Origin of the sequence: Sphingopyxis sp. H073, from assembly GCF_001468395.1 — a bacterium.
Taxonomy (GTDB): domain Bacteria; phylum Pseudomonadota; class Alphaproteobacteria; order Sphingomonadales; family Sphingomonadaceae; genus Sphingopyxis.
Window position 1 is genome coordinate 125,861 of the sequence record NZ_LNSG01000001.1, and the last position, 22,535, is coordinate 148,395.

Sequence of the window (22,535 nt, forward strand, 5' to 3'; positions counted from 1 at the left end):
GATGGAACAGCCGGGTGAAGGCTGACACAGCGGGATAATGTAGGAAAGGCCTATTTGAGGGCGGTGTCTGCTTTGGGGTGGGGAGCGGTCGTTCGCTGATCCTCATTCGTCACCCCGGACTTGATCCGGGGTCCATGACTTCGCCGCCGCGGTGGATCCCGGATCAAGTCCGGGGTGACGATGATGGAGCGATCCTCCCTGTCGCGCAGCGATGGGGAGGGGGACCGCCGCCGAAGGCGGTGGTGGAGGGGCCGCAACGGCGGCTGTATTGCCCCTCCGTCAGCGCTTCGCGCTGCCACCTCCCCATGGCTGCGCCACAGGGAGGAGCGAAGGGCACATAACGGTCGAAACCGGTCATCGCTCCCGATCGGACGCGAATGCGAGCTCTCGCCCGTCCCAAGTCATTCCCCCCGGGCGGCGTCAGCGCGGCCGGTGCATGATCCAGCTGAATGCCATCGCGTTGAAGATGGTGTAGAGGCCATAGAGCAAGAGCCCGGTGAACCAGTTGCGCGAAGCGATCGCCATCGCGCCGACGAGCACCAGGAATTCGAAGACATAAGTGATGTTCGGCCCGACCTTGTCGGCGAGCGGGCGGACCATCTGCTGGATCAGCGGGTCGTCGCTTTCCATGAAGGCGCGGTGCATCGCGAAATTGCCGATGCCGGCCCCGAAAATGGCAATGATCGCGATCCACATGAAAGGGAGATGGGGCAGGCGGGGTGGAATTGCCAGCCTCTTTCAGCGTATAGATGGGCCGGATGCCGCTCCACGAGGCCGCTCCGCGATCGAACGAACCCCAACCCCGAAGAAGGACGATTCGATGACCGCTCTCCCCCGCTTCGCGGCTCTCGGCCTGCTCGCGATCGCCGTCCCGTCGGCGCACGCATCTTCCGATCCGGCGCAGCCCAACCCGGCGCTGGTCGATCCGGTGCTGGCGAATCCGGTTCCCGAGTCCATCGTCGTGCTGCCGCCCCCGCCGTTATCGGAAGCGGTCCGCGCGATGATCAACGCCGCGATCGCGAGCGGCGAGGACGCCGATGTCGAAACGGTGGTCAAGGTCGCGAAACTCGCCAATCCCGACCATGTCGCGGAGATCGACGCGCTGCTCGTGCGCTATCGGAGCCAGTATCCGCCGGTCGCGCCGGCCGATCCGGTCGGCGATCTGCTCGCCGCCGCGATCGCGAGCGGCAAGGATGCCGATGTCGAGGCGGTCGGCGCGCTGGCAAAGACGACCAATCCCGATCTGGCGACAGAGATCGAGGCGCGGCTCGTCGCCTACCGCGCCGAACGGCAGCGACTGAAGGACGAGGCGGCCGCGGCGGCGCGCGAGAAGCTGGCGAGGGCCAAATTCTATGAGAATTGGAAGGGCGAGGGGCAGATCGGCGCGACGCTGAGCAGCGGCAACACCGATTCGACCGGGCTCAGCGCCGGGGTCGCGCTGACGCGGCAGGGGATCGACTGGAATCACAAGTTCCGCGCGCAGGCCGATTATCAGCGCACCAACGGCCAGACCTCGGTCGAGCGTTTCGTCGTCGAGGTCGAACCGCAGTACAAGGTGAGCGAGCGCGCCTTTGCCTATAGCCTCGGCCGCTGGGAGCAGGACCGTATCCTCGGCTATGACACGCGCTGGAACCTGTCGGGCGGCGTCGGTTACAAGGTCGTCGATCGCGAGGGGCTGTCGCTGAGCGTGAAGGGCGGGCCCGCATGGCGGCAGACCGATTTCACCGGCGGCCGCCACGACAGCGAAATCACCGGGCTCGCCGGGGTCGATTTCGGATGGCAATTGTCGCCCGCGCTGCGGCTGACGCAGGTCGCCTCGACGATCGTCGGCGAAAGCAAGACCGCGACCAGCTCGCTGACCGCGCTCAACGCCAAGCTCACCGGCGCCTTGTCGGCGCGCATCGCCTATTCAGCGGAGATCGATTCGAACCCGCCGCCCGGCGTCGAGAATGTCGACACGCTGACGCGGCTGACGCTGGTGTACGGATTCTAGCTGCCGTCGAACGCGTCGGCGCCGCCGATTTCCTCGCCATCGATAAGCAGGCCCGCGCCGGGAACATGGTTGAATTCGATGCGGATGCCGTCGGGATCCTCGATCAGGACCGAATAATAGCCCGGCGCCCACGGCTCCTCCTGCGGCGCATGGACGATATGCACGTCGCCGCGGCTTGCCAGAAAGGCGTGGACCGCATCGACCGCCGCGCGGTCGCGCATCCGGAAGCAGGCGTGGTGCAGCCCCGGCGCGCCCTGATCGAAGCGTTTGCCCGCATTTTCGGGGCTGGGGGTGCGGATCCCGATCGCGGTGCGGCCGCCGACGCCATAGAGCATATAGTCGCTGTCGAGCACGAGCTTCAGGCCCAGATAGCCGATCATGTCGCGCCAGAAGGCGGTCGAGCGCGCGAAGTCGCCCGCAGTCAGGATGACATGCGCGACGCCGTTGAGCCCGCTCACTTGATCGCCGCCAGCGTGTAGAGGAATTCGACGAAGCCCATCGTCGCGTCGACCATTCCCGCGACCTTCGGGTTGGTCGAATCGATCAGATAATATTCGTTCGGCGCGTGCGCGCCCGAACCATGACCGATGCCAAAGTGCGCGGCGGGGATCGACACCGGCGGGGCGGTGAAGGTCGCGCCGGGCCAGCTGCCCGCGAGCCGCGCGTTGATATTCGCCTTGACGCCGAGAGCCTTGTAGGTCGCAAGCTCGGTGCGGACGAGGCGGCTGTCCTCGGCGACCTCGGTCGGGTCGTAGCCGCCCGACACGTTCATTTCGACATCGGTGAAGCCATGCTTGTCGAGATGGGCGCGGAGCTTCTTCTCGGCCTCGGCGCGCGTCTGGTTGGGGACGAGGCGGAGGTCGAGCTTGGCGACCGCCTTGCCGGGCAGGATCGTCTTGCCGCCGGGGCCGGTATAGCCCGCGACGAGCCCTTCGATATTGACCGTCGGCTCCTGCGCGAGACGGATCAGCGCGTCGTCATATTTGAGATTGTCGATCCAGACGTCGACGCCGAGCGCCGCCTTTTCTGCGGCTTCGTCGGCGCCCTTCGCGGCTTCGCGGATCAGCGCCTTTTCGCGGTCGGTCAGCGGACGGACGTTTTCGAACCAGCCCTCGATCGCCGGGGTGTTGCCGTCGGGGGTGACGAGCGTCTGGAGCGCCTGCACCAGCCGCCAGACGGGCGAGTCGATCATCGCCTTCAGGCTGGAGTGGACATCGCCCTTCGGCCCGCGGCCCCATTTTGCGCCGCTCGCGATCAGTTCGAGTTCGATGATCCCCTTCGACCCCAGATTGACGTCGACCGCGCCGGTCTTGTCCTGCGAGGCGAAGGGAATGAAAATGCCGTCGCATGTCTTGAGCGCGGCGAGGACGTTGGGCTTGGTCGCGACCTGGCGGAAGTGCGGCGAGCCGATCTCCTCTTCGCCCTCGCAGACGAGGACGATGTTCACCGGCAGTTTCGCCTTGGCGGCGCGGATCGCGTGGAGCGCGGCGAGGAAGGTCGCCTCGGGACCCTTCTGGTTCACCGCGCCGCGGCCGACGATCGACAGGCCGAAGCCGGGCTTGTCGATCATCCTGCCTTCGAGCGGCGGCGACGACCATTCGGCGGGATCGAACTGCTTGACGTCGTACATGAAATAGATGCCGAGCGTGCGTTTCGCGCCGGCGTCGATCGTCCCGAAGACGCCGGGATGGCCGTCTGTCGGGATGATCTCGACATTGGTGAAGCCCGCATCCTTCGCGAGTTCGGCCATATAGGCCGCGCCCTCGGGCATATTGCGGTTCTCGGCAGCGATCGAGGGGAGGGCGATCCAGTCGCGCAGCCGCTTGAGCGAGGCGTCCTTGCCGGCTTCGGCCGCCTTGCGGATCGCGACGCTCTGGCTGCTCGCGGCGAGGGCGGGAAGTGGACTCATCGCCATCGCGCCGGCGCCTAGCATGGCCGCACCGCGCAGCAGGCCGCGCCGCTCGAGCAACATCCGGATCGCCTGATCGTCATCGTGCATCGTCAGTCCCTTTCCCCGTCGTCATGATTTTTCCCAATATCCCTGCATCAATTCGTGCGACCAGTCCGGCTGTCGCACATCCCCGCGCGGGAGAAACTCCACCATCACCGGCTTGATGTCGAGGACCGGCGTGCCGTCGATCGCGTCGAGCCCCTCGACCTCGACAGTCAGGCCGTCGACCACGACGATGCGGCAGGTGGTGAGGCCGAGGCGGTTGGGGCGGTTCTTGCCGCGCTGCGCGAAGATGCCGACGAGCGGCCAGTCGGCGCGGTTGCGCGGATGGCGTGCACCGGTCTCGATCTTCTCGTCGGGCACCTTGTCGAAGAGGAAAATCACCTCGGCGTGGCTGAAGTCGGCAAGGCCGGCGAACGCGTCGGGGGTGAATTTATCGGGGTCGAGAGCGATCGTCGCGCGGCTGGCGCCCCAGTCGTCGTCGATCGCGTCGGCGCGGCCGCCGCGGACATGGCCGATGGGTGTGAGGGTGAAGCTCATCGTTGATCCCCTGCTGCGTTGACGCTGATGGCGCAGCGCGCCTAGCCTTGCAAGGAAGGAGAGGCGCGATGGACTTTCAGGGCAAGAGCGTCGTCATCACCGGCGGGGCGACGGGGATCGGCTTTGCGCTGGCGAAGCGCATCGGCGCTGCGGGCGCGCGGATCATCCTGTTCGAGCCGCGCGCCGACAAGCTCGCCGAGGCGGTCGCGGCGCTGGGCGCGCTCGGGATCGAGGCGCTGTCCGTCGCGGGCGATGTCACCGATGCGGCGGCGGTCGAAGCGCTCGCCGATTTCGCGCGGGATCAGCATGGCCGCGCCGACGCGATCATCGCCAACGCCGGCGTGGGTGGGGTCCGGACGGAAATCCTCGACACCGACGATGCTGCGGCGCGCGCGCTGATCGAGGTCAATTTCTGGGGTGTGTGGAATTGCATCCGCACCTTCGGGCGGCGTTTCCGCGAGGATGGGCTGCCCTCGGCGATCTATGCGACGGCGTCGGAGAACGGGCTGTTCAACGCGGTGCGCACGAACGGCGGCATCTATGTGGCGAGCAAACATGCCGTCGTCGGGCTGATGGACACGCTGCGCAACGAGGCGCCGGATAATATCGAGGTCGGCGTCATCATCCCCGGCTGGGTCAAGTCCGACATGACGCGCCACGCCGCCGCCGCGATGGACGCCGATGTCTTTGCGGACCGCATCGTCCCGCAGATGGAGGCGGGGCAATTTTACCTTGTCAGCCACCCTTACAATGTCGTGCGGATGGAGGAGCGCTGGGCCGAGGCCTATGCCGCCTTTGCGAGATACGCGCCGCGCGAGCCGGGCGACGATGCGATGGACGTCGCGCTGTTCGTCGAACGGATGCGCAGCCAGCGTTAGGCGGCGGGCCGCGCGTCGAGTTCGCGGCTCAGGAAGCGCATGATTTCGCGCCGGTCCTCGTCATCCTTTGCGCCGCCAGCGCGGAAGGCGAGGGAGCCGACGACCATCATGAACAGCGGGATGCCTGCGAAGATCACGCCGAACAGCAGGGCTTCGGGCACGAACCAGGCGACGGTGACCCCGACGATCACGAACAGCGACAGGAAACCGTGCCATACGAACGGGAAGAGGCGGCCTGATCGCGTCAAGCCGAGCGTGCCGGTGATCCGCGTGCCCTCGCCCTCGGGCTCCATCGCCGCTTCGAGCGTCGGGGCCATCGGATTCTGGACGTTGCGACGCGCATAGCGCAGCGTCATGTCATACTGGCTGCCGCTGCCATAGACGCGCGCCGTTGCGGTCGTCATCGGATCGTCCATGACCGCCTTGAGCTTGCGCGCGATCGCGTCGGGCGGGAGGGGCGAGTAGAGGTCGATGTCTTCGCTCTTCGCCATCGCCGCGCTCCCTCACGCCTTCTCGAGCAGCCCCTCGTCGGCGATCCGCTTCTGCCACAGCTTCGGGGCGTTGACGTGGACGTTCTGGCCTTCGCTGTCGACCGCGACGGTGACCGGGAAGTCCTTGACCTCGAACTCGTAGATCGCCTCCATGCCGAGATCGGCGAAGCCGACGACCTTGCTGCCCTTGATCGCGCGCGCGACCAGGTAGGCCGCGCCGCCGACCGCCATCAGATAGGCGCTCTTGTGCTTGGCGATCGCCTGCGTCGCTGCGGGGCCGCGTTCGGCCTTGCCGACGCAGGCGAGCAGGCCCTGCTCCAGCATCATGTCCATGAACTTGTCCATGCGCGTCGCGGTCGTGGGGCCGGCGGGGCCAACGATTTCCTCGCCGACGGGGTCGACCGGGCCGACATAATAGATGACGCGGCCCTTGAACTCGACGGGGAGCTGTTCGCCCTTGGCGAGCATGTCGGCGATGCGCTTGTGCGCGGCGTCGCGGCCCGTGAGCATTTTGCCATTGAGCAGCAGGCGGTCGCCCTGTTTCCAGCTCGCGACCACCTCGGGGGTCAGGGTGTCGAGATCGACGCTGATCGCCGCCTTGTCGGGCGCCCAGTCGATCTGCGGATAATCGGCGAGCACCGGCGGTTCGAGGAAGGCGGGGCCGCTGCCGTCTAGCGTGACATGCGCGTGGCGCGTCGCGGCGCAGTTCGGGATCATCGCGACGGGCTTCGACGCGGCGTGGGTCGGCCAGTCGGCGATCTTGACGTCGAGCACGGTCGCGAGGCCGCCGAGCCCCTGCGCGCCGATGCCGAGCGCATTGACCTTTTCATAGAGTTCGATGCGCAGTTCCTCGGTCGGATTGCTCGGGCCGCGCGCGAGCAGCTCGGTCATGTCGATCGGGTCCATCAGCGACTGCTTGGCGAGCAGCATCGCCTTTTCCGCCGTGCCGCCGATGCCGATGCCGAGCATGCCCGGCGGGCACCAGCCGGCGCCCATCTGCGGCACCATTTCGAGTACCCAGTCGACGATCGAATCCGACGGGTTCATCATCTTGAACTTCGACTTGTTCTCGCTGCCGCCGCCCTTCGCGGCGACGTCGATCACCACCTTGTTGCCCGGGACCATCTCGACGTTAAGGACCGAGGGTGTGTTGTCCCTGGTGTTCACGCGGCTGAACGCCGGGTCGGCGAGGATCGAGGCGCGGAGCTTGTTGTCGGGGTGGAGATAGGCCTTGCGGACGCCCTCGTCGACGACCTGCTGCAGGCTGCGGGGGCTGTCGAGGCGGCAGTCCATGCCCCATTTGATGAAGACGGTGACGATGCCTGTGTCCTGGCAGATCGGGCGATGCCCCTCGGCGCACATCCGGCTGTTCGACAATATCTGCGCCATCGCGTCCTTGGCGGCGGGCGACACCTCACGCTCATAGGCCGCGGCGAGCGCGCGGATATAGTCCATCGGATGGAAATAGCTGATGTACTGGAGCGCGTCGGCGATCGTCTCGATCAGATCGTCCTCGCGGATGACGACGGTGTTCATGGGTGCAGCCCCTTTCCTGTTTCAGGATTCGCCGTCTCCCTAGACCCGCGCACGCGGGGTGGGAAGGGGCTTAGGCGCCGCGGCGGCCGAAGAGCTTGCGTGCTGCCGGTGCCGCGTCGGGTTCGGCGCGGCGCGTGGCGGGTGCCGGCATTTCGGATTCCACAAGCGGGCGCTTGCGCACCGCCGCGCGCCAGCTTGCCATCATCGCAAGGCCGAGCAGCACGATCCAGCCGCCGCCGGTCGATGCGAGCAGGGTCCAGCCGTAGCGCGCGGGCACAGCGATCGCCATCAGCACGGGCACGCAGGCGACGATGACGAGCGTCCCGGCCAGCTCGTGCCAGCGGCCGATCCGCGCGATGCCGAGGCCAATCGCGACATTGGTGAGCGCCAGCAAGGCGAATTTCGCCGCTACCGGATAGGGCAGGCTCGCCATCGCAGGCGAATAGTCACCGACGGTGAAGGCGGCCTGGATATCGAAGAGCAGCCAATTCTCCCATACGTCGCAGAGCCCCGCGAGGATCGGCAGCGTTGCTGCGGCCTTCAACGCGCGCAGTCCCAATTCGTGCGAGAGCGCGATGAGCCCCGATGCGAGGAAACCCGTGTAGAGCAGCATGTAGATATGATCCTGCTCGTTCCCCGTCCGCATCGCGGCGAGGCGGCCGACCTGCCGCGGATCGCTGTCGGGACCGAAGATCGCGATCAGGTCGTGTTGGCCGCCCGCGAATTCGAACGCGAGGATGGGCGCGCCATAGCCGGGATCGACCGCATGGGCGTCTGGCGGAAAAACCTGCCCCAGGTGGAGGCCGAAGAGCAAGACAGCGATGCCAAGCAGCAGCGCCCCGTACCACCAGCGCGCCGCCGGCAGGTCGTAATTCAACCTATTGGCACTCGGCGCATTTGCCGCGCACCTCGATCACCGGGCGTTCGGCGGCGAAGCCCGTCGCCTCGGCGGCGGCGCGGACGCCGTCCGAGAGCTTGTCGTTGTCGACATGGACCGCGGTCCCGCAGGTGTCGCAGATCAGGAAAATGCAGTCGTGCAGGCAGCCCGGATGGCTGTTCGCGACGAAGGCGTTGGCGCTTTCGACCCGGCGGACGAGGTTGTTCGCCACGAACAGGTCGAGAATGCGATAGACGCTGTTCGGCGCAACGCGCTTGCCACGCTTTTGCGAGACGATGTCGGCGATTTCATAGGCGCTCGCGGGCTTGCCGATTTCGGCGACCGCATCGAAAATCTGCGCGCGCATGTCGGTCCAGGCTTCGCCGCCCTTTTCGAGCGCATCCTGTGCCGCTCTGGCGAGCGAGGCGCCGGTCGCCTCGACGTGCGGATGTTCATGCTTGCCCATTGGCTCTTCCTTGCGCGGCCATCGTGCCGCTTTGCCCCCGTTCAGGACAATGTATGTCGTTTGGAGGTTCCCCGCAAGCTGCGGGGACTGCGTATCAGCGCGTTGCGCGCCTGTTAAGGTCGTGGCCGAGCGCAACGACCGCGACGCCGATCATCGTCGCCAGCACCTCGCTGCCGTCGTGCGGCCGCGACAGCGCCCCCGCCATCATGCCGAGCCCGAAGCAGCCGACCGCGAAGGGCATCATATAGCCGTGGCTTAGCACCCCCGAGACGAGCGTGATCAGCGCGAAGCCGATCGCGACGATCAGGCCGATTTCGTGGAACAGATGGCTTTCGAGAAAGACACCGCCGACCGATGCGATCGACGCGAAAAAGATCGTCGTTGCAAGGCAGTGGACGAGGCAGAGCCCCGACAGGCCCATGGCGAGCTGGTCGCCGGTCAGCGAGGTCAGCGGGCGCGAATCACGCGCAGCCCGCACCAGCGCGCCGAGGCGCGGCCATGCATGGCTGTGATTGGCGACTTGGGTCACCCGATTCTCCGGTTGGCGCAATTGCAGGCTGGATATGGCATAACATGACAAAGGTTACAATATCTCATTGTAACATTTCTGACCGCTCACTTCCCGTCACCCCCGCGAACGCGGGGGTCCAGCTAGATCATGCGTTGAGGGTATCGAACAGGTCGAGCCAATCGGGATTGTCCTGCTCGATCAGGCGGAATTTCCAATCGCGATTCCATTTCTTCAGCGCCTTTTCGCGGGCGATGGCATCACGGATGTCCTCGTGTCGCTCCATGTAGACGAGCTGCTTCAGGCCATATTTCCGGCAAAACTCAGCGCCTTTGTCATCGCGATGTTGGACGATGCGATGCGGGAGATAGGCCGTGACGCCGATATAGGTCGTGCCGCGGTAACGATTGGCCATGATGTAGACATATCCGCCCTTGGCCATGGTCTATCCCATCCAGAAGCTGGACCCCCGCCTTCGCGGGGGTGACGGCAAGAGTGGGCGGGAGTTCAGGTGCCGGCCTCCGCCCGCAGCGCCTTCCGGTCGAGCTTGCCGATCATCGTCTTGGGCAGGCTGTCGCGCACCTCGACCGCCGTCACCCGTTCATGCTTGCCGAGTTGGGGATTGAGCCAGGCGGCAAGCGCTTCGCCCGAAACCTCGAAACCTTCCTCCAGCGTCACGAACGCCTTGGGCGCTTCGCCGCGATAGGCGTCGGGCACGCCGAGAACGATGGCTTCCTTGACCGCAGGATGCTCGTAGAGATGCGCCTCGATCACGCTCGGATAGACCTTGAACCCGCCGACGGCGATCATGTCCTTCAGCCGGTCGACGATGCGAATATAGCCGTCGGCATCGATTGTCGCGACGTCGCCGGTGCGCAGCCAGCCGTCGGGGGTGAAGCTGTCGAGATCGGCGTCGGGCCGGTTCCAGTAACCCTGCATGATCTGCGGGCCCTTCACCGCGAGTTCGCCGGGCTCGCCCGCGGGCGCGTCCTTCGACGGGTCTTCCTTGTCGAGCAGGCGGATGTGCGTCGCGGGGATCGGCTGCCCGATCGTACCGGGCTTGACCGGGCCGTCATAGGGGTTGGTCGCGACGACGCCCGAGCTTTCGGTGAGGCCATAGCCCTCGACGAGCGAGGCGCCGGTCGCGGCGATGAATTTCTCGCGCAGCTCGGCGGGCATCGGCGCCCCGCCCGAGATGCAGACACGCAGCGAGGAAAAGTCGGTTTTGGCGAGATCGGGATGGTCGAGCAGCGCCTGGTACATCGTCGGCACGCCCGGCAGCGCGGTCGCCTTGGTCCGGGTGATCGCCTCGAGCGCGCCCTTGGCGTCGAAACGCGGCAGCATCGTGATCATTCCGCCGTTGAGGACGGTGCGGTTGAGCACGCAGGTGTTGGCGAAGACGTGGAAGAAGGGAAGGACGCCGAGAATGCGGTCGCCGGCGTCATGGTCGGGGTCGATGCCGTTCACCTGCCGCGCGTTGGCGGTCAGGTTCTGGTGGGTGAGTTTCGCGCCTTTCGGCGTGCCGGTGGTGCCGCCGGTATATTGGATCAGCGCGACGTCGCGTTCGGGGTCGATCGCGACCGGGTCGGACTTGCCGTCATTGTCGGTGAGCGCCGAGAAGCGGATGACGCGCGGGTCGGTGGGCAGCGGCGCGACCTCCCTGCGCTTGAAAAGGCGATAGAGAACCGATTTTGCGTGCGGGAGCCCGCCGGCGATCGAGCCGACGACGAGCCGCTTGAGGCTCGATCCGTCGAGCACTTCGAGCGCGGTCGGCAGCAGCGCCGCGGCGCTGATCGTGAACAAGGTGTCGGTGCCCGAATCCTCGACCTGCGCTTCGAGTTCGTGCGCGGTGTAGAGCGGCGAGAAATTGACCACCGTCGCGCCCGCGACAAGCGCGCCATAATAGGCGGCGACGTAATGCGGCACGTTGGGCAGGAACAGGCCGACGCGGCTGCCCTTGCCGATTCCGAGCTGTTGCAACCCGCGCGCGACCCGCGCGACGCCGTTCGCGACTTCCGCGTACGAAAAATGCCGGCCCATGAAGTCGAGCATCGGCGCATCGCGCTTCGCCGCGACGCTCGCCGCGAGCATCGCGGGCAGCGAGAGCGGCTCGAACAACTGGTCCCACTTCGTCGGGTGGCGGTAATCGGTCGACCAGTCGTAGGGGGGCGTCATCGCGGAGGGAGACCCTTTCATCTGTGCTATTTACATCACTCTAGGCAGGCTTCGCTGCGTCCGCAATCTTGCGGCGCAGGGCGGCGGCGGCTAGTCAGGGGACCGTCCGGTCTGACAGGGGTTCGTCCATGGTGTTGCAGCATATCGTGCGTCTCGGCGCGCCCATCGTCCTTATCGCCTGCATGGGTGCGCCGGCGGTCGCCAAGGACAAGGAAGCGCCGCCGCGCCCCGCGCAGATCAACGAACTTTATGCGTGCCGCGATATCGCCGACCCCACCGCGCGCCTCGCCTGCTTCGACCGCGAGGTCGGCGAGCTGTCGGCGGCCGACCAGGCGCGCGAAATCACCTTTGCCGACAAGGAAACGGTCAAGAAGACGCGGCGCGGCCTGTTCGGCTTTACCTTGCCGAGCCTCGGTCTGTTCGGCGGCGACGACGACGCGGACAAAATCGAGCGGGTCGAAACCACCATTGCGTCGGTTGCCGATGGCGCCGACGGCTATCGCATGGAAATGGCGGATGGATCGCTGTGGGTCCAGACCGACGGCAAGCGAATGCCGCTGCGCCCGCGCATCGGGCAGAAGGTCGAGATCAAGTCGGGCACGCTCGGCACCTTTTTCCTCAGCCTCGAGGGGCGGCCGTCGGTCAAGGTGCGCCGCGAGCGATAAGCGCATCGTGGAGGTTTGCCGACGACGGCGATGATGCGACTGGCAACAGGTCCGGACGAGCAGGCCTTCGTCCTTCTCGACGATGCACGCGTGCATGGCGCCGTGCCGGCACGCCTATTCCGCGACCCGGCCCAGGTGCTGACAGCGGCGTCGGCAGACCAGATTCCCGCGCTGCTCGATCAGCTCGAAGCCGCGCCGCGCCGCGGGCTCCACGCCGCGGGCTACCTGGCCTATGAAGCCGGGAAGGGACTGGCGCCCGCGTGGCGCGGTGCGGCGGGCGATCCCGGCGACGATGCGCCGCTGGCATGGTTCGGACTGTTCCGGAGCGTCGAGCGGATCGCAGCCGATGCCGTGCCAGCTCTCTTTCCCGATCCCGACGCCGCGTGGGTCGGCCGAGTCGCACCGCGTATCGCGCGCGCGGCCTATGAGGCAGCGGTGGCGCGCGTGCTCGATTATATCCGCGCGGGCGACATCTATCAGGCAAACCTGACCTTCCGCGCCGACGTGCCGGTGCTCGGCGATCCGCTCGCGGTCTATGCGCGGCTGCGCCGGACCGCGCGCGCCGGCTATGGCGGTTTCATCTGGACCGGCACGCAGGCGATCGCGTCGCACTCGCCCGAGCTTTTCTTCGCGCTGCGCGGGCGCGAGGTGATGGCGCGGCCGATGAAGGGCACCGCGGCGCGGCTGGCCGATGGGGCGGCCGACGCGGCCGCGGCGCGCGAGCTGGCGGCCGATCCGAAGCAGCGCGCCGAAAATCTGATGATTGTCGACCTCATCCGCAACGACCTGTCGCGCGTCGCGGTGCCGGGGACGGTCGCGGTGCCCGATCTGTTCCGCGTCGAAAGCTTTCCGACGATCCACCAGCTTGTGTCGGACGTCACCGCGACGCTGCCCGAATGGGCGGGGGCGGTCGACGTCCTGCGCGCCGCCTTCCCCTGCGGATCGATCACCGGCGCGCCGAAGGTGCGCGCGATGGAAATCATCGACGAGCTGGAGAGCGATGCGCGCGGCCTCTACACGGGGTCGATCGGCTTCATCGAGGCAGGGGGTGACGCGGCGTTCAACGTTGCGATCCGCACGCTGATCTTTCCGTCGCAGAGCGGCTTGCGCGACGGCGCGGCTTGCGCCACGCTGGGGCTCGGCTCCGGGATCGTCGCCGATAGCCAGCCGGCGGAGGAATGGCGCGAATGTCTGGCCAAGGGGGAATTTGTGGGCGCAGCGGGGGAAAGCTTCGACCTTCTCGAGACGATGTTTTTCGACCCTGTCGAGGGCGTTCAGCGCCTTGAAGGGCATCTGGCCCGGATGAAGGCGAGCGCTGCGGCATTCGGTTTCGCGTTCGACCGCCATGGCGCGCGCAACAGCCTGCAATCGGCGACCTTCCGCCTTCGTACCGCGGCGCGAGTGCGGATGCGGCTTTCGTCGTCGGGCGCACTGGCGATCGAGGTGTCGCCGTTGCCACGCCTTGCCGAACTGCCCGTGCCCGTCGTCGCGCGGCCCGCGCCGATGGCGGCGGACGATTTCCGCCTGGCGCACAAGACCAGCCTGCGCGCGGCCTATGACGCGGCGCGGATCGAGAGCGGTGCGGCGGAAGTCGTGTTCGTCGACGAACCGGGCTTCGTCACCGAGGGGAGCTGGAGCAATATCTTCGTCGAGCGCGACGGCGTGCTGCTGACCCCGCCGCTGTCGCTCGGGCTGCTGCCCGGGGTGCTGCGCGCCGAACTGATCGAAAAGGGCCGCGCCGCCGAATCGCACCTGCGGCTCGCCGATCTTGCCGAGGGATTCTATATCGGCAATTCGCTTCGCGGGCTGGTTCCGGCGCGGCTGGCCGAGCCTTCGCCCGCGTGACGCGCGGTGCATAGGTAAATTATACCGCTGCGCGCTTGCGAATATGAGCCGGAGGCTTTAGGCGCGGCCGCGCGCAATTTCCTGTCAATTCGCAATCGATCCGCGCAAGCCACGGAAAGCCTGACCCATGTCGCTGAAGCCGCATACGTCCGCCGCCCTGAACCGCATCCAGCCGTCGGCTACGCTCGCGATGACCGCGCGCGTCGCCAAGCTGAAAGCCGAAGGCATCGACGTGATCGGCCTGTCGGCGGGCGAGCCCGATTTCGACACGCCGGACTTCGTCAAGGAAGCGGCGATCGAGGCGATTCGCAATGGCCAGACCAAATATACGCTCGTCGACGGCACCGTCGCGCTCAAGGAAGCGATCCGCGGCAAGTTCCGCCGCGACAACGGCCTCGAATACGGCCTCGACCAGATCACGGTGAACGTCGGCGGCAAGCACACGCTGTTCAACGCACTCGTCGCGACCGTCGACAAGGGCGATGAAGTGATCATCCCTGCGCCTTATTGGGTAAGCTACCCCGATATCGTTGCCTTCTGCGGCGGCAAGCCCGTCGTGATCGAGGCGTCGGCAGCGCAGAACTACAAGATCACGCCCGCGCAGCTCGACGCGGCGATCACCGAAAGGACGCGCTGGATCATCTTCAACTCGCCGTCGAACCCGTCGGGCGCGGCCTATTCGCCGCAAGAGCTCGACGCGATCGGCGAGGTCGTGCGCCGTCATCCGCATGTGATGGTGATGACCGACGATATGTACGAGCATGTCTGGTACGCCGATTTCGAATTCTCGACGATCGCCCAGCGCTGCCCCGACCTCATCGACCGCATCCTCACGGTGAACGGCTGTTCGAAGGCCTATGCGATGACCGGCTGGCGCATCGGTTATGCCGGGGGGCCCGCCTGGCTGATCAAGGCGATGGGCAAGCTGCAGTCGCAGTCGACCTCGAACCCCTGTTCGATCGCGCAGGCCGCTGCTGCGGCCGCGCTCGGCGGGCCGCAGCAGTTTCTCGACGACCGCAATGCCGCGTTCCGGAAGCGCCGCGACATGGTCGTCGCGATGCTCAACGACGCGCCGGGCCTGTCGTGCCCGGTCCCCGACGGCGCCTTCTACGTCTATCCCGACGCGAGCGACTGCATGGGCAAGAAGACCCCCGATGGAAAGCTGATCGACACCGACGAGGCACTGATCGACTATTTCCTCGACAGCGCACGCGTTGCGGCGGTGCATGGCGGCGCCTTCGGCCTGTCGCCGGCGTTCCGCGTCTCCTATGCGACGTCGGAAGCGGTGCTCAAGGAAGCCTGCGTGCGCATCCAGCAGGCGTGCGCGGCGCTAAGCTGAACCGCGGACAACAGGTCGGTTCACCCGATAGTAAGCCGTCTCCCTTAAGGGTGACGGCGATCACTGCACGATGGCAAGGGGCGCGCCATATCGTTCGGTGTAACCGGGGCTCCGGCTCCACCGTATAAGATGACATGCAAAAAAGAGGCTCCCATGGTTTCCCTTCTCCGCTCCGACTGGTTTCCGACCATGCTCGCCGGCTTCGCGATCGGCGGGCTGATCGTGATGATCCAGCATCCGGCGTTCGCGATGGCGCTGTGACGCCGCGGGTCCGCCCGCTCGTCGCCCTGCTCGCCGCGGCCGTCCTTTCGCAATGCGCGCCCGCGCAGGCCGAAAGCGTCGTCAAGCTCCCCGCTGCCGCTGTCGACCCGGTCGTCAAGGCCAAGCGCGCGACGGCCGTCCTCGCGGGCGGCTGTTTCTGGGGCGTCGAGGGCGTCTTTTCGAATGTGAAGGGCGTGATCTCGGTCGAGTCGGGCTATCATGGCGGCAGCAGGGCGACCGCGAAATACGAGCTGACGCACGACGGCACCTCGGGCCATGCCGAGGCGGTGCGCATCGTCTATGACCCGACGCAGGTCAGCTATGGCACGCTGCTGCGCGTGCTGTTTTCGGTCGTTGCCGACCCGACGCTCAAGAACCGTCAGGGTCCCGACTCGGGCACCCAATATCGTGCCGCGATCGTTCCGTTGGATGCGACGCAGCGACAGGTGGCAACCGCCTATCTGGCGCAGATCGGCAAGGGGAAATATTTCGCGAAGCCGGTGATCGTGCCGATCGAAAGCTACAAGACCTTCTATCCGGCCGAAGCGAGTCACCAGAATTTCATGCGGCTGAACCCATCGAATCCCTACATCGTGCGATGGGATGCGCCGAAGCTCGCAGCCTTGAAGCGCCTCTATCCCGACCTTGTACGCAAGGTTCCGGCGCCCTGACCGGCAGAGGTTCCGCCGCTCACCGTGCGTCGGGAATCATTCGTCGCAAATCGCTGGCCCCTGCCGCCCGCCTGCGGGACCAATAGGCCGACCAAAGGGGTCGGGACGATGATGACGGCTGTAGCCGCGGGGTTTGAATGACGTTTCACTTTTCGGGCAGGCCGCTGCTCGGTTTGACGATTGGTGCCGCCTTGCTCGCGGGGTGCGTGAGCAGCGCGGCGATTGTGCCGCCGCCGCGTCAGGCGCAAGCGCCGAAAGGTTCGGGCGCCGTGACGGTGCCGATCGGGCAGCCGGTGCGCAACGCGGCCCCGCCGCGCGGGACGCTGGATCCCGGCTTCCGCCGCCCTGCACCCGGCCTCAGCGATCGGATCTATGCGCTGTGGCGCGCCTATCCGGGCAGGGTCGGCATCGCGGTCCAGCGCATCGACGGCGAATGGGCGATCGCGCAGCGTGGCCCCGACCTCTTCCCTCAGCAGAGCGTTTCGAAGCTGTGGGTGGCGATGACGGTGCTCGACGCGGTGGACAACGGCCGGTTGAGCCTCGACCAGCGGGTGCGGATCGGTCCAGAGGATCTGGTCGTCTTCCACCAGCCGCTCGCCGCTCGCGTCCGCGCCGAGGGGAGCGTGACGATGAGCGTTCGCGACCTTATCGAGACCGCGATCACCCACAGCGACAATCTTGCGAACGACAGCCTGTTGCGCACCGTCGGCGGTCCCGAGGCGGTGCGCGCCTTTCTTCGCAAAAAGGATCTGGGCTCGATCCGCTTCGGCCCCGGCGAACGGCTGCTGCAGGCCGGCACCGCCGGGCTGACGTGGCAGCAGAGCTATTCGATCGGCCGCAACTTCCAGACGGCTCGCGCCGCGCTGCCGCCCGCGACGCGCCGCGCGGCGATGGACAATTATCTGGCAAACCCGGTCGATGGCGCGAGCCCCTCGGCGATCGCGAGCGGCCTCACTCGGCTTGCGCGCGGGACATTGTTGTCGCCCGAATCGACCGACTATCTGCTTGGCGTGATGAGCCGGACGAAGAGCGGGCCGAAGCGCCTCAAGGCCGGGCTCCCGGCCGGCTGGCAGTTTGTGCACAAGACCGGGACCGGGCAGGATCTGAACGGCATGACCGCGGGCTATAACGACATCGGCATTGCCACCGCGCCCGACGGCACGCGCTATGCGATCGTCGTGATGATGGGTAGTACGGCGTCGCCGATTCCCGCTCGTATGCAGCTCATGCAGGCGGTATCGGGCGCCGTTGCCGAATTTCATGGAAGATAGACGATGCGTTTTGCCATTCTGCCTCTGGTCGCCGCCACGCTGATGCTCGCGGGCTGCGCCACCCCCGAGGCGCGATTGCGCACCGGGCTCAATAATGCCGGGCTTTCCAAGGCGATGTCGGCGTGCATGGCCGAACGGATGGTCGACCGGCTGTCGCTCGTACAGCTTCGTCGCCTGTCGGCGCTGGGCAGCCTGAAGGAGAAGCGGCTCGGCGACCTGTCGTTCGACCAGTTCCTGCACAAGGTCCGCGCGCTCAAGGATCCCGAGATATTGACCGTGACGACCAGTTCGGCGGCGCTTTGCGCGCTGCGTTAACGACTTAGCCCGCGCTTTCGGCAGTCCAAGTTTTTCTGGACGCGGCAGGGGTAGCCTTGCCGCGCAACTTGTGCTTATGCGGCGCCATTCTTCTCCCCTTCCAGAGTCGAAAGGCCCGGCAGACCTCATGAACATCCACGAATATCAGGCGAAAGAACTGCTCGCGAAATTTGGCGTTGCCATCCCCAAGGGCATCGCCGCGATGAGCGTCGAGGAAGCTGTCGCTGCGGCGAAGCAGCTGCCCGGGCCGCTTTATGTCGTGAAGTCGCAGATCCATGCGGGTGGCCGCGGCAAGGGCAAGTTCAAGGAACTCGGCCCCGATGCGAAGGGCGGCGTCCGCCTGGCCAAGACGCTGGAGGAAGTCGAAAGCCACGCGCGCGAAATGCTCGGCAACACGCTGGTGACGATCCAGACCGGCGAGCATGGCAAGCAGGTCAACCGCCTCTACATCACCGACGGCGCCGACATTAAGAAAGAATATTATCTCGCGCTGCTCGTCGACCGCGCATCGAGCCGCATCGCGGTCGTCGCCTCGACCGAAGGCGGGATGGACATCGAAACCGTTGCGCACAACACGCCCGAAAAGATCCACACGATCACGATCGACCCCGCGACCGGCCTGATGCCGCACCACGGCCGCAGCGTCGCCGCCGCGCTCGAACTCGACGGCGATCTCGCGAAGCAGGCTGCGAAGGTTCTTGCCGGCCTCTATGATGCGTTCCTCGCGACCGATGCCGAGCAGATCGAGATCAACCCGCTCGCCGTCTGCGAAGGCGCGAACGGCGACGAACTGCTCGTCCTCGACGCCAAATTGGGCTTCGACGGCAATGCCATGTTCCGCCACAAGGATATCGCCGAACTGCGCGACCTGACCGAGGAAGACCCGGCCGAAGTCGAGGCGTCCGAATATGACCTCGCCTACATCAAGCTCGACGGCAACATCGGCTGCATGGTCAACGGCGCCGGCCTCGCGATGGCGACGATGGACATCATCAAGCTGAACGGCGCCTTCCCGGCGAACTTCCTCGACGTCGGCGGCGGCGCCAGCAAGGAAAAGGTCACGGCGGCGTTCAAGATCATCCTGAAGGACCCGGCGGTCGAGGGCATCCTCGTCAACATCTTCGGCGGCATCATGAAGTGCGACATCATCGCCGAGGGTATCGTCGCCGCGGCGAAAGAAGTGAACCTGTCGGTCCCGCTCGTCGTCCGCCTCGAAGGCACGAACGTCCAGCAGGGCAAGGACATCCTCGCCAATTCGGGGCTGCCGATCGTCGCGGCCAACGATCTGGGCGACGCGGCAAAGAAAATCGTCGCCGAGGTTGCCAAGGCTGCGTGATAAGAGACTAGACCCTCTCCCCTTGTGGGAGAGGGATGCGGAGAGTTGCGAGCTTGCTCGCTAGTCGAAGCCGGGTGAGAGGTATGCGAGCCAAAGGCTCGCGCGGAGCTTTGCTCCGCTCACCCTCATCCAAGTCCGCCTAATCGCCTGCGGCGATAAGGCTCCCTATCCTTCTCCCCTCAAGGGAGAAGGGGTTTGGGGACTGCTAGGTTGACGTTTACGTAAAGCGCAACTATGGCGCAGTGCACAATTTGCTGAGAGGAGCTTTTAAAGCCATGAAAATCCTCGTCCCCGTCAAGCGGGTGCTCGATTACAACGTGAAGCCGCGGGTCAAGGCCGACGGCACCGGCGTTGACCTCGCCAATGTGAAGATGTCGATGAACCCGTTCGACGAGATCGGTGTCGAAGAAGCGATCCGCCTCAAGGAAAAGGGCGTCGCGACCGAGATCGTCGCCGTGTCCGTCGGTCCGGCGAAGGCGCAGGAAACGCTGCGCACCGCGCTCGCGATGGGCGCCGACCGCGCGATCCTGGTGCAGACCGACGATGAGGTCGAGCCGCTCGCACTTGCCAAGATCTTCAAGGCGATTGCTGACGCGGAGCAGCCGGGTCTCGTGATCCTTGGCAAGCAGGCGATCGACGGCGACAACAACCAGACCGGCCAGATGCTCGCCGCGCTCACGGGCTGGGCGCAGGGCACCTTCGCCAGCGCGGTCAATGTCGAGGGCGATCATGTCAGCGTGACGCGCGAAGTCGACGGCGGTCTCGAAACGGTGAAGCTGAAGCTTCCCGCGATCGTCACAACCGACCTGCGCCTGAACGAGCCGCGCTATGCGTCGCTGCCGAACATCATGAAGGCGAAGTCGAAGCCGCTCGATACCAAGACCCCCGCCGACTACGGCGTCGACACGACGCCGCGGGTCAAGACGGTCAAGGTGTCCGAACCGCCCGTCCGCTCGGCGGGCGTCAAGGTCGCCGATGTCGATGAACTGGTTGCCAAGCTCAAGGCGATGGGAGTGCACTCATGAAAACGCTCGTTTGGGTCGAACATGACGGCAGCGCCGTCAAGGATGCCACGCTCGCCGCGGTGACCGCTGCGTCGAAGCTTGGCGAAGTCCACCTGCTCGTCGCGGGCGAGGGCGTCGGCGGTGTCGCCAGTGCCGCCGCGCAGATCGCGGGCGTCCAGAAGGTGCATGTCGCCGACAACGCCGCTTTCGGTCACAACCTGCCCGAAAATATCGCGCCGCTCGTCGCCGAGCTGATGGCGTCGCACGACGCCTTCGTCGCGCCCGCCACGACCACCGGCAAGAATATCGCGCCGCGCGTTGCCGCGCTGCTCGACGTCATGCAGATTTCGGAAATCCTGTCGGTCGAGGGTCCGAAGACCTTCACTCGTCCGATCTACGCCGGCAACGCCATCGCGACCGTCGAATCGTCGGACGCGAAGCTGGTCCTGACCGTTCGCGGCACCGCCTTCGAGAAGGCTGCTGCAACCGGTGGTTCGGGTACGGTCGAGGCAGTCTCGGCTGGCGGCGACACGGGCATCTCGAGCTTCGTCGGCGCCGAGATCGCCAAGCAGGATCGCCCAGAGCTCACCTCGGCGAAGATCATCGTGTCGGGCGGCCGCGCGCTGGGTTCGAGCGAGAAATATCAGGAAGTCATCGTTCCGCTCGCCGACAAGCTCGGCGCAGCGCTCGGCGCCAGCCGCGCCGCGGTCGACGCGGGCTATGTCCCCAACGACTATCAGGTCGGCCAGACCGGCAAGATCGTCGCCCCCGAAGTCTATTTCGCGATCGGCATCTCGGGTGCGATCCAGCATCTCGCGGGCATGAAGGATTCGAAGACGATCGTCGCGATCAACAAGGACGAGGACGCGCCGATCTTCCAGGTCGCCGACTTCGGCCTCGTCGCCGATCTGTTCAATGCCGTTCCCGAACTGACCGGCAAGATCTAACCGTCCGCCCATATGGCCGGCAACCATCCCGGGGTGCCCGGACTGGGCGATGCACCGTTCAACGCGGGTGGTCGCCGGTCCGCGCGCCCCGGAGCCGGCCGCGAGGTCGATGATGACGACAATGGCCTCGGCGACGACGAGGTCCACGGGCGCGCTCTCGTCCTCGCGAGCGTCGCGCGCGACGCGCGGCTCAACAAGAAATTCCTGCTGCTAATCACGCTGTCGGCTGCGATCGCAACGCTCGGCCTTCTGCAGAGCTCGACGGCGGTAGTCATCGGCGCGATGCTCGTATCGCCGCTGCTTGGTCCGATCATGGGTATCGGGTTTGGCCTTGCGACGCTCGAAAGCAACCTGATCAAGCGTTCCCTGGTGACGATGGCGGCGGGCATGGCGGTCGCCATCCTCGTCGCGATGTTCCTCATCTGGCTGTCGCCGATCCGCGACGTCACCCTTGAACTGCGCGCTCGGACACAGCCCACGCTGCTCGACCTCGGTGTCGCGGTCGTCGGCGGCATTGCTGGCGTCTATGCGATCATGCGCAAGCTGTCGGGGGTGATGGTCGGTGTGGCCATCGCGACCGCACTGGTTCCGCCGCTGTCGACCGTCGGTTTCGGGCTGGCGACCGGCCGCTTCGACTTTGCGCTGGGTGCGGCGTTGCTGTTCCTCACCAACACGCTTGCGATCGCCTTTGCCGCGACGATCGTGGCGCGAATCAACAAATTCGGACCATCGTTGACGCCGCAGCATACGGCGATGCAGGTCGCCGGCATCGTCACGACGCTGGGCATATTGTCGATCCCGCTCGCGCTGACGCTCAACAGCCTGGCGGGCGAGGTGCGCGCCCGATCGATCGTGCAAACCGAACTCAGGTCGCTACTCGACGAAAACGATCGCGTCGACAGCCTCAACGTCCGGATAGAGCGTGACGCGGTTGCTATCGACGGCGTCGTGCTTGTCGATCGTTATGCCGCAAAGCTCGACACGCAACTCGCGGCGAAAGTTCACGGCGAACTCGATCGCAATGTGCGCGTCAGCATCGTCCAGCTGAGGCAGCAGACGAACGCCGCAGTGCAGGTCGAAGAGCAACTCAATCGCCGCCTTGCGACGCTCGAACGGCGCGAGGAGGACAGCCGCGCGATCCTCGCGGGACTGACGGTCGGTGAATTGCTGCCGCGCGAGCGGGTGCTGATCGACGCGCAGGCGCGCCGCGTGATCGTCCAGCGCGACCGCGAGGCCGAAGGCGAACAGGTTGCCGCGGCGATTGACCGGATCATGGCGTCGGTGCAGGCGGGTTATCCGCAATGGCTGATCCAGAACGGCGATCTGACCGCCGCGAAAACGCCCGCTGCGGAACCAGCGACGACCGAATAGCCTTTCCCGCAAACCTATTCGGGTTGACCCATCCTGTCCGATGCCATGTGGTGCGCGCCGATCCGCGACGAACCGCGGCGACGGCGGAGAGACGA

At 66.1% G+C, this 22,535-nt stretch carries 23 protein-coding genes; 12 read left to right on the forward strand and 11 right to left on the reverse strand.

Going from position 1 to position 22,535, the window contains the following annotated elements; genetic code table 11:
- Positions 1 to 420 precede the first annotated feature (420 nt).
- Positions 421 to 696 (reverse strand): hypothetical protein, encoded by a 276-nt coding sequence (locus ATE64_RS00630; RefSeq protein ID WP_058455649.1) that lies wholly within the window; start codon positions 694 to 696, stop codon positions 421 to 423.
- Between the two features lie 124 nt (positions 697 to 820).
- Here ATE64_RS00630 and ATE64_RS00635 point away from each other — a divergent pair, with 124 nt between their 5' ends.
- Complete coding sequence (locus tag ATE64_RS00635; RefSeq protein ID WP_231729006.1) at positions 821 to 1,993, forward strand: DUF481 domain-containing protein; 1,173 nt, start codon at positions 821 to 823, stop codon at positions 1,991 to 1,993.
- Here ATE64_RS00635 and ATE64_RS00640 read toward each other — a convergent pair.
- From ATE64_RS00640 to ATE64_RS00650, 3 genes are read right to left on the reverse strand one after another with little or no spacing between them, the layout of a single operon-like run.
- The gene (locus ATE64_RS00640; RefSeq protein ID WP_058455650.1) at positions 1,990 to 2,451 is read right to left on the reverse strand and encodes a VOC family protein; all 462 of its coding nucleotides are present in this window, start codon (positions 2,449 to 2,451) and stop codon (positions 1,990 to 1,992) included. The two genes, ATE64_RS00635 and ATE64_RS00640, sit on opposite strands and share 4 nt — an antisense overlap.
- Positions 2,448 to 3,992, reverse strand: coding sequence for a M20/M25/M40 family metallo-hydrolase (locus ATE64_RS00645; protein ID WP_058455651.1), 1,545 nt, complete (start codon positions 3,990 to 3,992; stop codon positions 2,448 to 2,450). Before ATE64_RS00645 ends, ATE64_RS00640 begins: the two co-directional genes overlap by 4 nt.
- A 21-nt stretch (positions 3,993 to 4,013) precedes the next feature.
- The gene (locus ATE64_RS00650) at positions 4,014 to 4,484 is read right to left on the reverse strand and encodes an SAM-dependent methyltransferase (protein WP_058455652.1); all 471 of its coding nucleotides are present in this window, start codon (positions 4,482 to 4,484) and stop codon (positions 4,014 to 4,016) included.
- Positions 4,485 to 4,552: 68 nt separating this feature from the next.
- Here ATE64_RS00650 and ATE64_RS00655 point away from each other — a divergent pair, with 68 nt between their 5' ends.
- Positions 4,553 to 5,362 carry an SDR family NAD(P)-dependent oxidoreductase gene (locus ATE64_RS00655; protein WP_058455653.1) on the forward strand — a complete coding sequence of 270 codons (810 nt, stop codon included), beginning with the start codon at positions 4,553 to 4,555 and terminating at the stop codon, positions 5,360 to 5,362.
- On the opposite strand, the gene ATE64_RS00660 is transcribed toward ATE64_RS00655, so the two are convergent.
- The 7 genes from ATE64_RS00660 to ATE64_RS00690 form a co-directional block, all read right to left on the reverse strand.
- Positions 5,359 to 5,853, reverse strand: a complete 495-nt coding sequence (locus ATE64_RS00660; RefSeq protein WP_058455654.1) for a hypothetical protein — start codon at positions 5,851 to 5,853, stop codon at positions 5,359 to 5,361. The genes ATE64_RS00655 and ATE64_RS00660 overlap by 4 nt on opposite strands.
- Positions 5,854 to 5,865: 12 nt before the next feature.
- On the reverse strand, positions 5,866 to 7,389 hold the full coding sequence (locus tag ATE64_RS00665) for a fumarate hydratase (RefSeq protein ID WP_058455655.1): 1,524 nt from the start codon (positions 7,387 to 7,389) through the stop codon (positions 5,866 to 5,868).
- 70 nt (positions 7,390 to 7,459) lie between these two features.
- Positions 7,460 to 8,266 carry a hypothetical protein gene (locus tag ATE64_RS00670; protein WP_058455656.1) on the reverse strand — a complete coding sequence of 269 codons (807 nt, stop codon included), beginning with the start codon at positions 8,264 to 8,266 and terminating at the stop codon, positions 7,460 to 7,462.
- Position 8,267: 1 nt separating this feature from the next.
- Complete coding sequence (locus ATE64_RS00675; protein ID WP_058455657.1) at positions 8,268 to 8,732, reverse strand: transcriptional repressor; 465 nt, start codon at positions 8,730 to 8,732, stop codon at positions 8,268 to 8,270.
- 94 nt (positions 8,733 to 8,826) lie between these two features.
- Positions 8,827 to 9,261 (reverse strand): MerC domain-containing protein, encoded by a 435-nt coding sequence (locus tag ATE64_RS00680; RefSeq protein WP_082657522.1) that lies wholly within the window; start codon positions 9,259 to 9,261, stop codon positions 8,827 to 8,829.
- Between the two features lie 127 nt (positions 9,262 to 9,388).
- On the reverse strand, positions 9,389 to 9,682 hold the full coding sequence (locus tag ATE64_RS00685; protein WP_058455658.1) for a GIY-YIG nuclease family protein: 294 nt from the start codon (positions 9,680 to 9,682) through the stop codon (positions 9,389 to 9,391).
- Positions 9,683 to 9,747: 65 nt separating this feature from the next.
- Positions 9,748 to 11,415 carry a long-chain fatty acid--CoA ligase gene (locus ATE64_RS00690; protein ID WP_058455659.1) on the reverse strand — a complete coding sequence of 556 codons (1,668 nt, stop codon included), beginning with the start codon at positions 11,413 to 11,415 and terminating at the stop codon, positions 9,748 to 9,750.
- Between the two features lie 128 nt (positions 11,416 to 11,543).
- On the opposite strand from ATE64_RS00690, the gene ATE64_RS00695 reads away from it, so the two are divergent.
- The 10 genes from ATE64_RS00695 (at position 11,544) to ATE64_RS00740 (ending at position 22,440) form a co-directional block, all read left to right on the forward strand.
- Complete coding sequence (locus tag ATE64_RS00695; protein ID WP_231729005.1) at positions 11,544 to 12,080, forward strand: hypothetical protein; 537 nt, start codon at positions 11,544 to 11,546, stop codon at positions 12,078 to 12,080.
- Positions 12,081 to 12,110: 30 nt separating this feature from the next.
- Positions 12,111 to 13,925, forward strand: a complete 1,815-nt coding sequence (pabB, locus tag ATE64_RS00700; protein ID WP_058455728.1) for an aminodeoxychorismate synthase component I — start codon at positions 12,111 to 12,113, stop codon at positions 13,923 to 13,925.
- A 127-nt stretch (positions 13,926 to 14,052) separates the two neighbouring features.
- Positions 14,053 to 15,264 (forward strand): pyridoxal phosphate-dependent aminotransferase, encoded by a 1,212-nt coding sequence (locus ATE64_RS00705; RefSeq protein ID WP_058455660.1) that lies wholly within the window; start codon positions 14,053 to 14,055, stop codon positions 15,262 to 15,264.
- Between the two features lie 257 nt (positions 15,265 to 15,521).
- Positions 15,522 to 16,196, forward strand: a complete 675-nt coding sequence (gene msrA, locus ATE64_RS00710) for a peptide-methionine (S)-S-oxide reductase MsrA (RefSeq protein WP_058455661.1) — start codon at positions 15,522 to 15,524, stop codon at positions 16,194 to 16,196.
- A gap of 137 nt (positions 16,197 to 16,333) precedes the next feature.
- Entirely contained in the window at positions 16,334 to 17,467 is a 1,134-nt protein-coding gene (gene bla, locus ATE64_RS00715; RefSeq protein ID WP_058455662.1) for a class A beta-lactamase, read from the forward strand.
- Positions 17,468 to 17,470: 3 nt separating this feature from the next.
- Positions 17,471 to 17,782 carry a hypothetical protein gene (locus tag ATE64_RS00720; protein WP_058455663.1) on the forward strand — a complete coding sequence of 104 codons (312 nt, stop codon included), beginning with the start codon at positions 17,471 to 17,473 and terminating at the stop codon, positions 17,780 to 17,782.
- Between the two features lie 127 nt (positions 17,783 to 17,909).
- Positions 17,910 to 19,118, forward strand: a complete 1,209-nt coding sequence (sucC, locus tag ATE64_RS00725) for an ADP-forming succinate--CoA ligase subunit beta (protein WP_058455664.1) — start codon at positions 17,910 to 17,912, stop codon at positions 19,116 to 19,118.
- 275 nt (positions 19,119 to 19,393) lie between these two features.
- Complete coding sequence (locus ATE64_RS00730; protein ID WP_058455665.1) at positions 19,394 to 20,143, forward strand: electron transfer flavoprotein subunit beta/FixA family protein; 750 nt, start codon at positions 19,394 to 19,396, stop codon at positions 20,141 to 20,143.
- Positions 20,140 to 21,069: an electron transfer flavoprotein subunit alpha/FixB family protein gene (locus ATE64_RS00735; RefSeq protein WP_058455666.1), complete on the forward strand. Its 930-nt coding sequence runs from the start codon at positions 20,140 to 20,142 to the stop codon at positions 21,067 to 21,069. The genes ATE64_RS00730 and ATE64_RS00735 overlap by 4 nt, the downstream gene beginning before the upstream one ends.
- Before the next feature lie 12 nt (positions 21,070 to 21,081).
- On the forward strand, positions 21,082 to 22,440 hold the full coding sequence (locus tag ATE64_RS00740) for a DUF389 domain-containing protein (RefSeq protein ID WP_058455667.1): 1,359 nt from the start codon (positions 21,082 to 21,084) through the stop codon (positions 22,438 to 22,440).
- The last annotated feature ends 95 nt before the right edge of the window (positions 22,441 to 22,535 follow it).

Excerpts from the sequence above, each read along its gene's own strand:
- ATE64_RS00630 (WP_058455649.1), bottom strand. The coding sequence starts at position 696 with ATGTGGATCGCGATCATTGCCATTTTCGGGGCCGGCATCGGCAATTTC.
- ATE64_RS00635 (WP_231729006.1), top strand. The coding sequence starts at position 821 with ATGACCGCTCTCCCCCGCTTCGCGGCTCTCGGCCTGCTCGCGATCGCC.
- ATE64_RS00645 (WP_058455651.1), bottom strand. The coding sequence starts at position 3,992 with ATGCACGATGACGATCAGGCGATCCGGATGTTGCTCGAGCGGCGCGGC.
- ATE64_RS00650 (WP_058455652.1), bottom strand. The coding sequence starts at position 4,484 with ATGAGCTTCACCCTCACACCCATCGGCCATGTCCGCGGCGGCCGCGCC.
- ATE64_RS00655 (WP_058455653.1), top strand. The coding sequence starts at position 4,553 with ATGGACTTTCAGGGCAAGAGCGTCGTCATCACCGGCGGGGCGACGGGG.
- ATE64_RS00660 (WP_058455654.1), bottom strand. The coding sequence starts at position 5,853 with ATGGCGAAGAGCGAAGACATCGACCTCTACTCGCCCCTCCCGCCCGAC.
- ATE64_RS00665 (WP_058455655.1), bottom strand. The coding sequence starts at position 7,389 with ATGAACACCGTCGTCATCCGCGAGGACGATCTGATCGAGACGATCGCC.
- ATE64_RS00675 (WP_058455657.1), bottom strand. The coding sequence starts at position 8,732 with ATGGGCAAGCATGAACATCCGCACGTCGAGGCGACCGGCGCCTCGCTC.
- ATE64_RS00685 (WP_058455658.1), bottom strand. The coding sequence starts at position 9,682 with ATGGCCAAGGGCGGATATGTCTACATCATGGCCAATCGTTACCGCGGC.
- ATE64_RS00690 (WP_058455659.1), bottom strand. The coding sequence starts at position 11,415 with ATGACGCCCCCCTACGACTGGTCGACCGATTACCGCCACCCGACGAAG.
- ATE64_RS00695 (WP_231729005.1), top strand. The coding sequence starts at position 11,544 with ATGGTGTTGCAGCATATCGTGCGTCTCGGCGCGCCCATCGTCCTTATC.
- pabB (WP_058455728.1), top strand. The coding sequence starts at position 12,111 with ATGATGCGACTGGCAACAGGTCCGGACGAGCAGGCCTTCGTCCTTCTC.
- ATE64_RS00705 (WP_058455660.1), top strand. The coding sequence starts at position 14,053 with ATGTCGCTGAAGCCGCATACGTCCGCCGCCCTGAACCGCATCCAGCCG.
- bla (WP_058455662.1), top strand. The coding sequence starts at position 16,334 with ATGACGTTTCACTTTTCGGGCAGGCCGCTGCTCGGTTTGACGATTGGT.
- ATE64_RS00720 (WP_058455663.1), top strand. The coding sequence starts at position 17,471 with ATGCGTTTTGCCATTCTGCCTCTGGTCGCCGCCACGCTGATGCTCGCG.
- sucC (WP_058455664.1), top strand. The coding sequence starts at position 17,910 with ATGAACATCCACGAATATCAGGCGAAAGAACTGCTCGCGAAATTTGGC.
- ATE64_RS00730 (WP_058455665.1), top strand. The coding sequence starts at position 19,394 with ATGAAAATCCTCGTCCCCGTCAAGCGGGTGCTCGATTACAACGTGAAG.
- ATE64_RS00735 (WP_058455666.1), top strand. The coding sequence starts at position 20,140 with ATGAAAACGCTCGTTTGGGTCGAACATGACGGCAGCGCCGTCAAGGAT.
- ATE64_RS00740 (WP_058455667.1), top strand. The coding sequence starts at position 21,082 with ATGGCCGGCAACCATCCCGGGGTGCCCGGACTGGGCGATGCACCGTTC.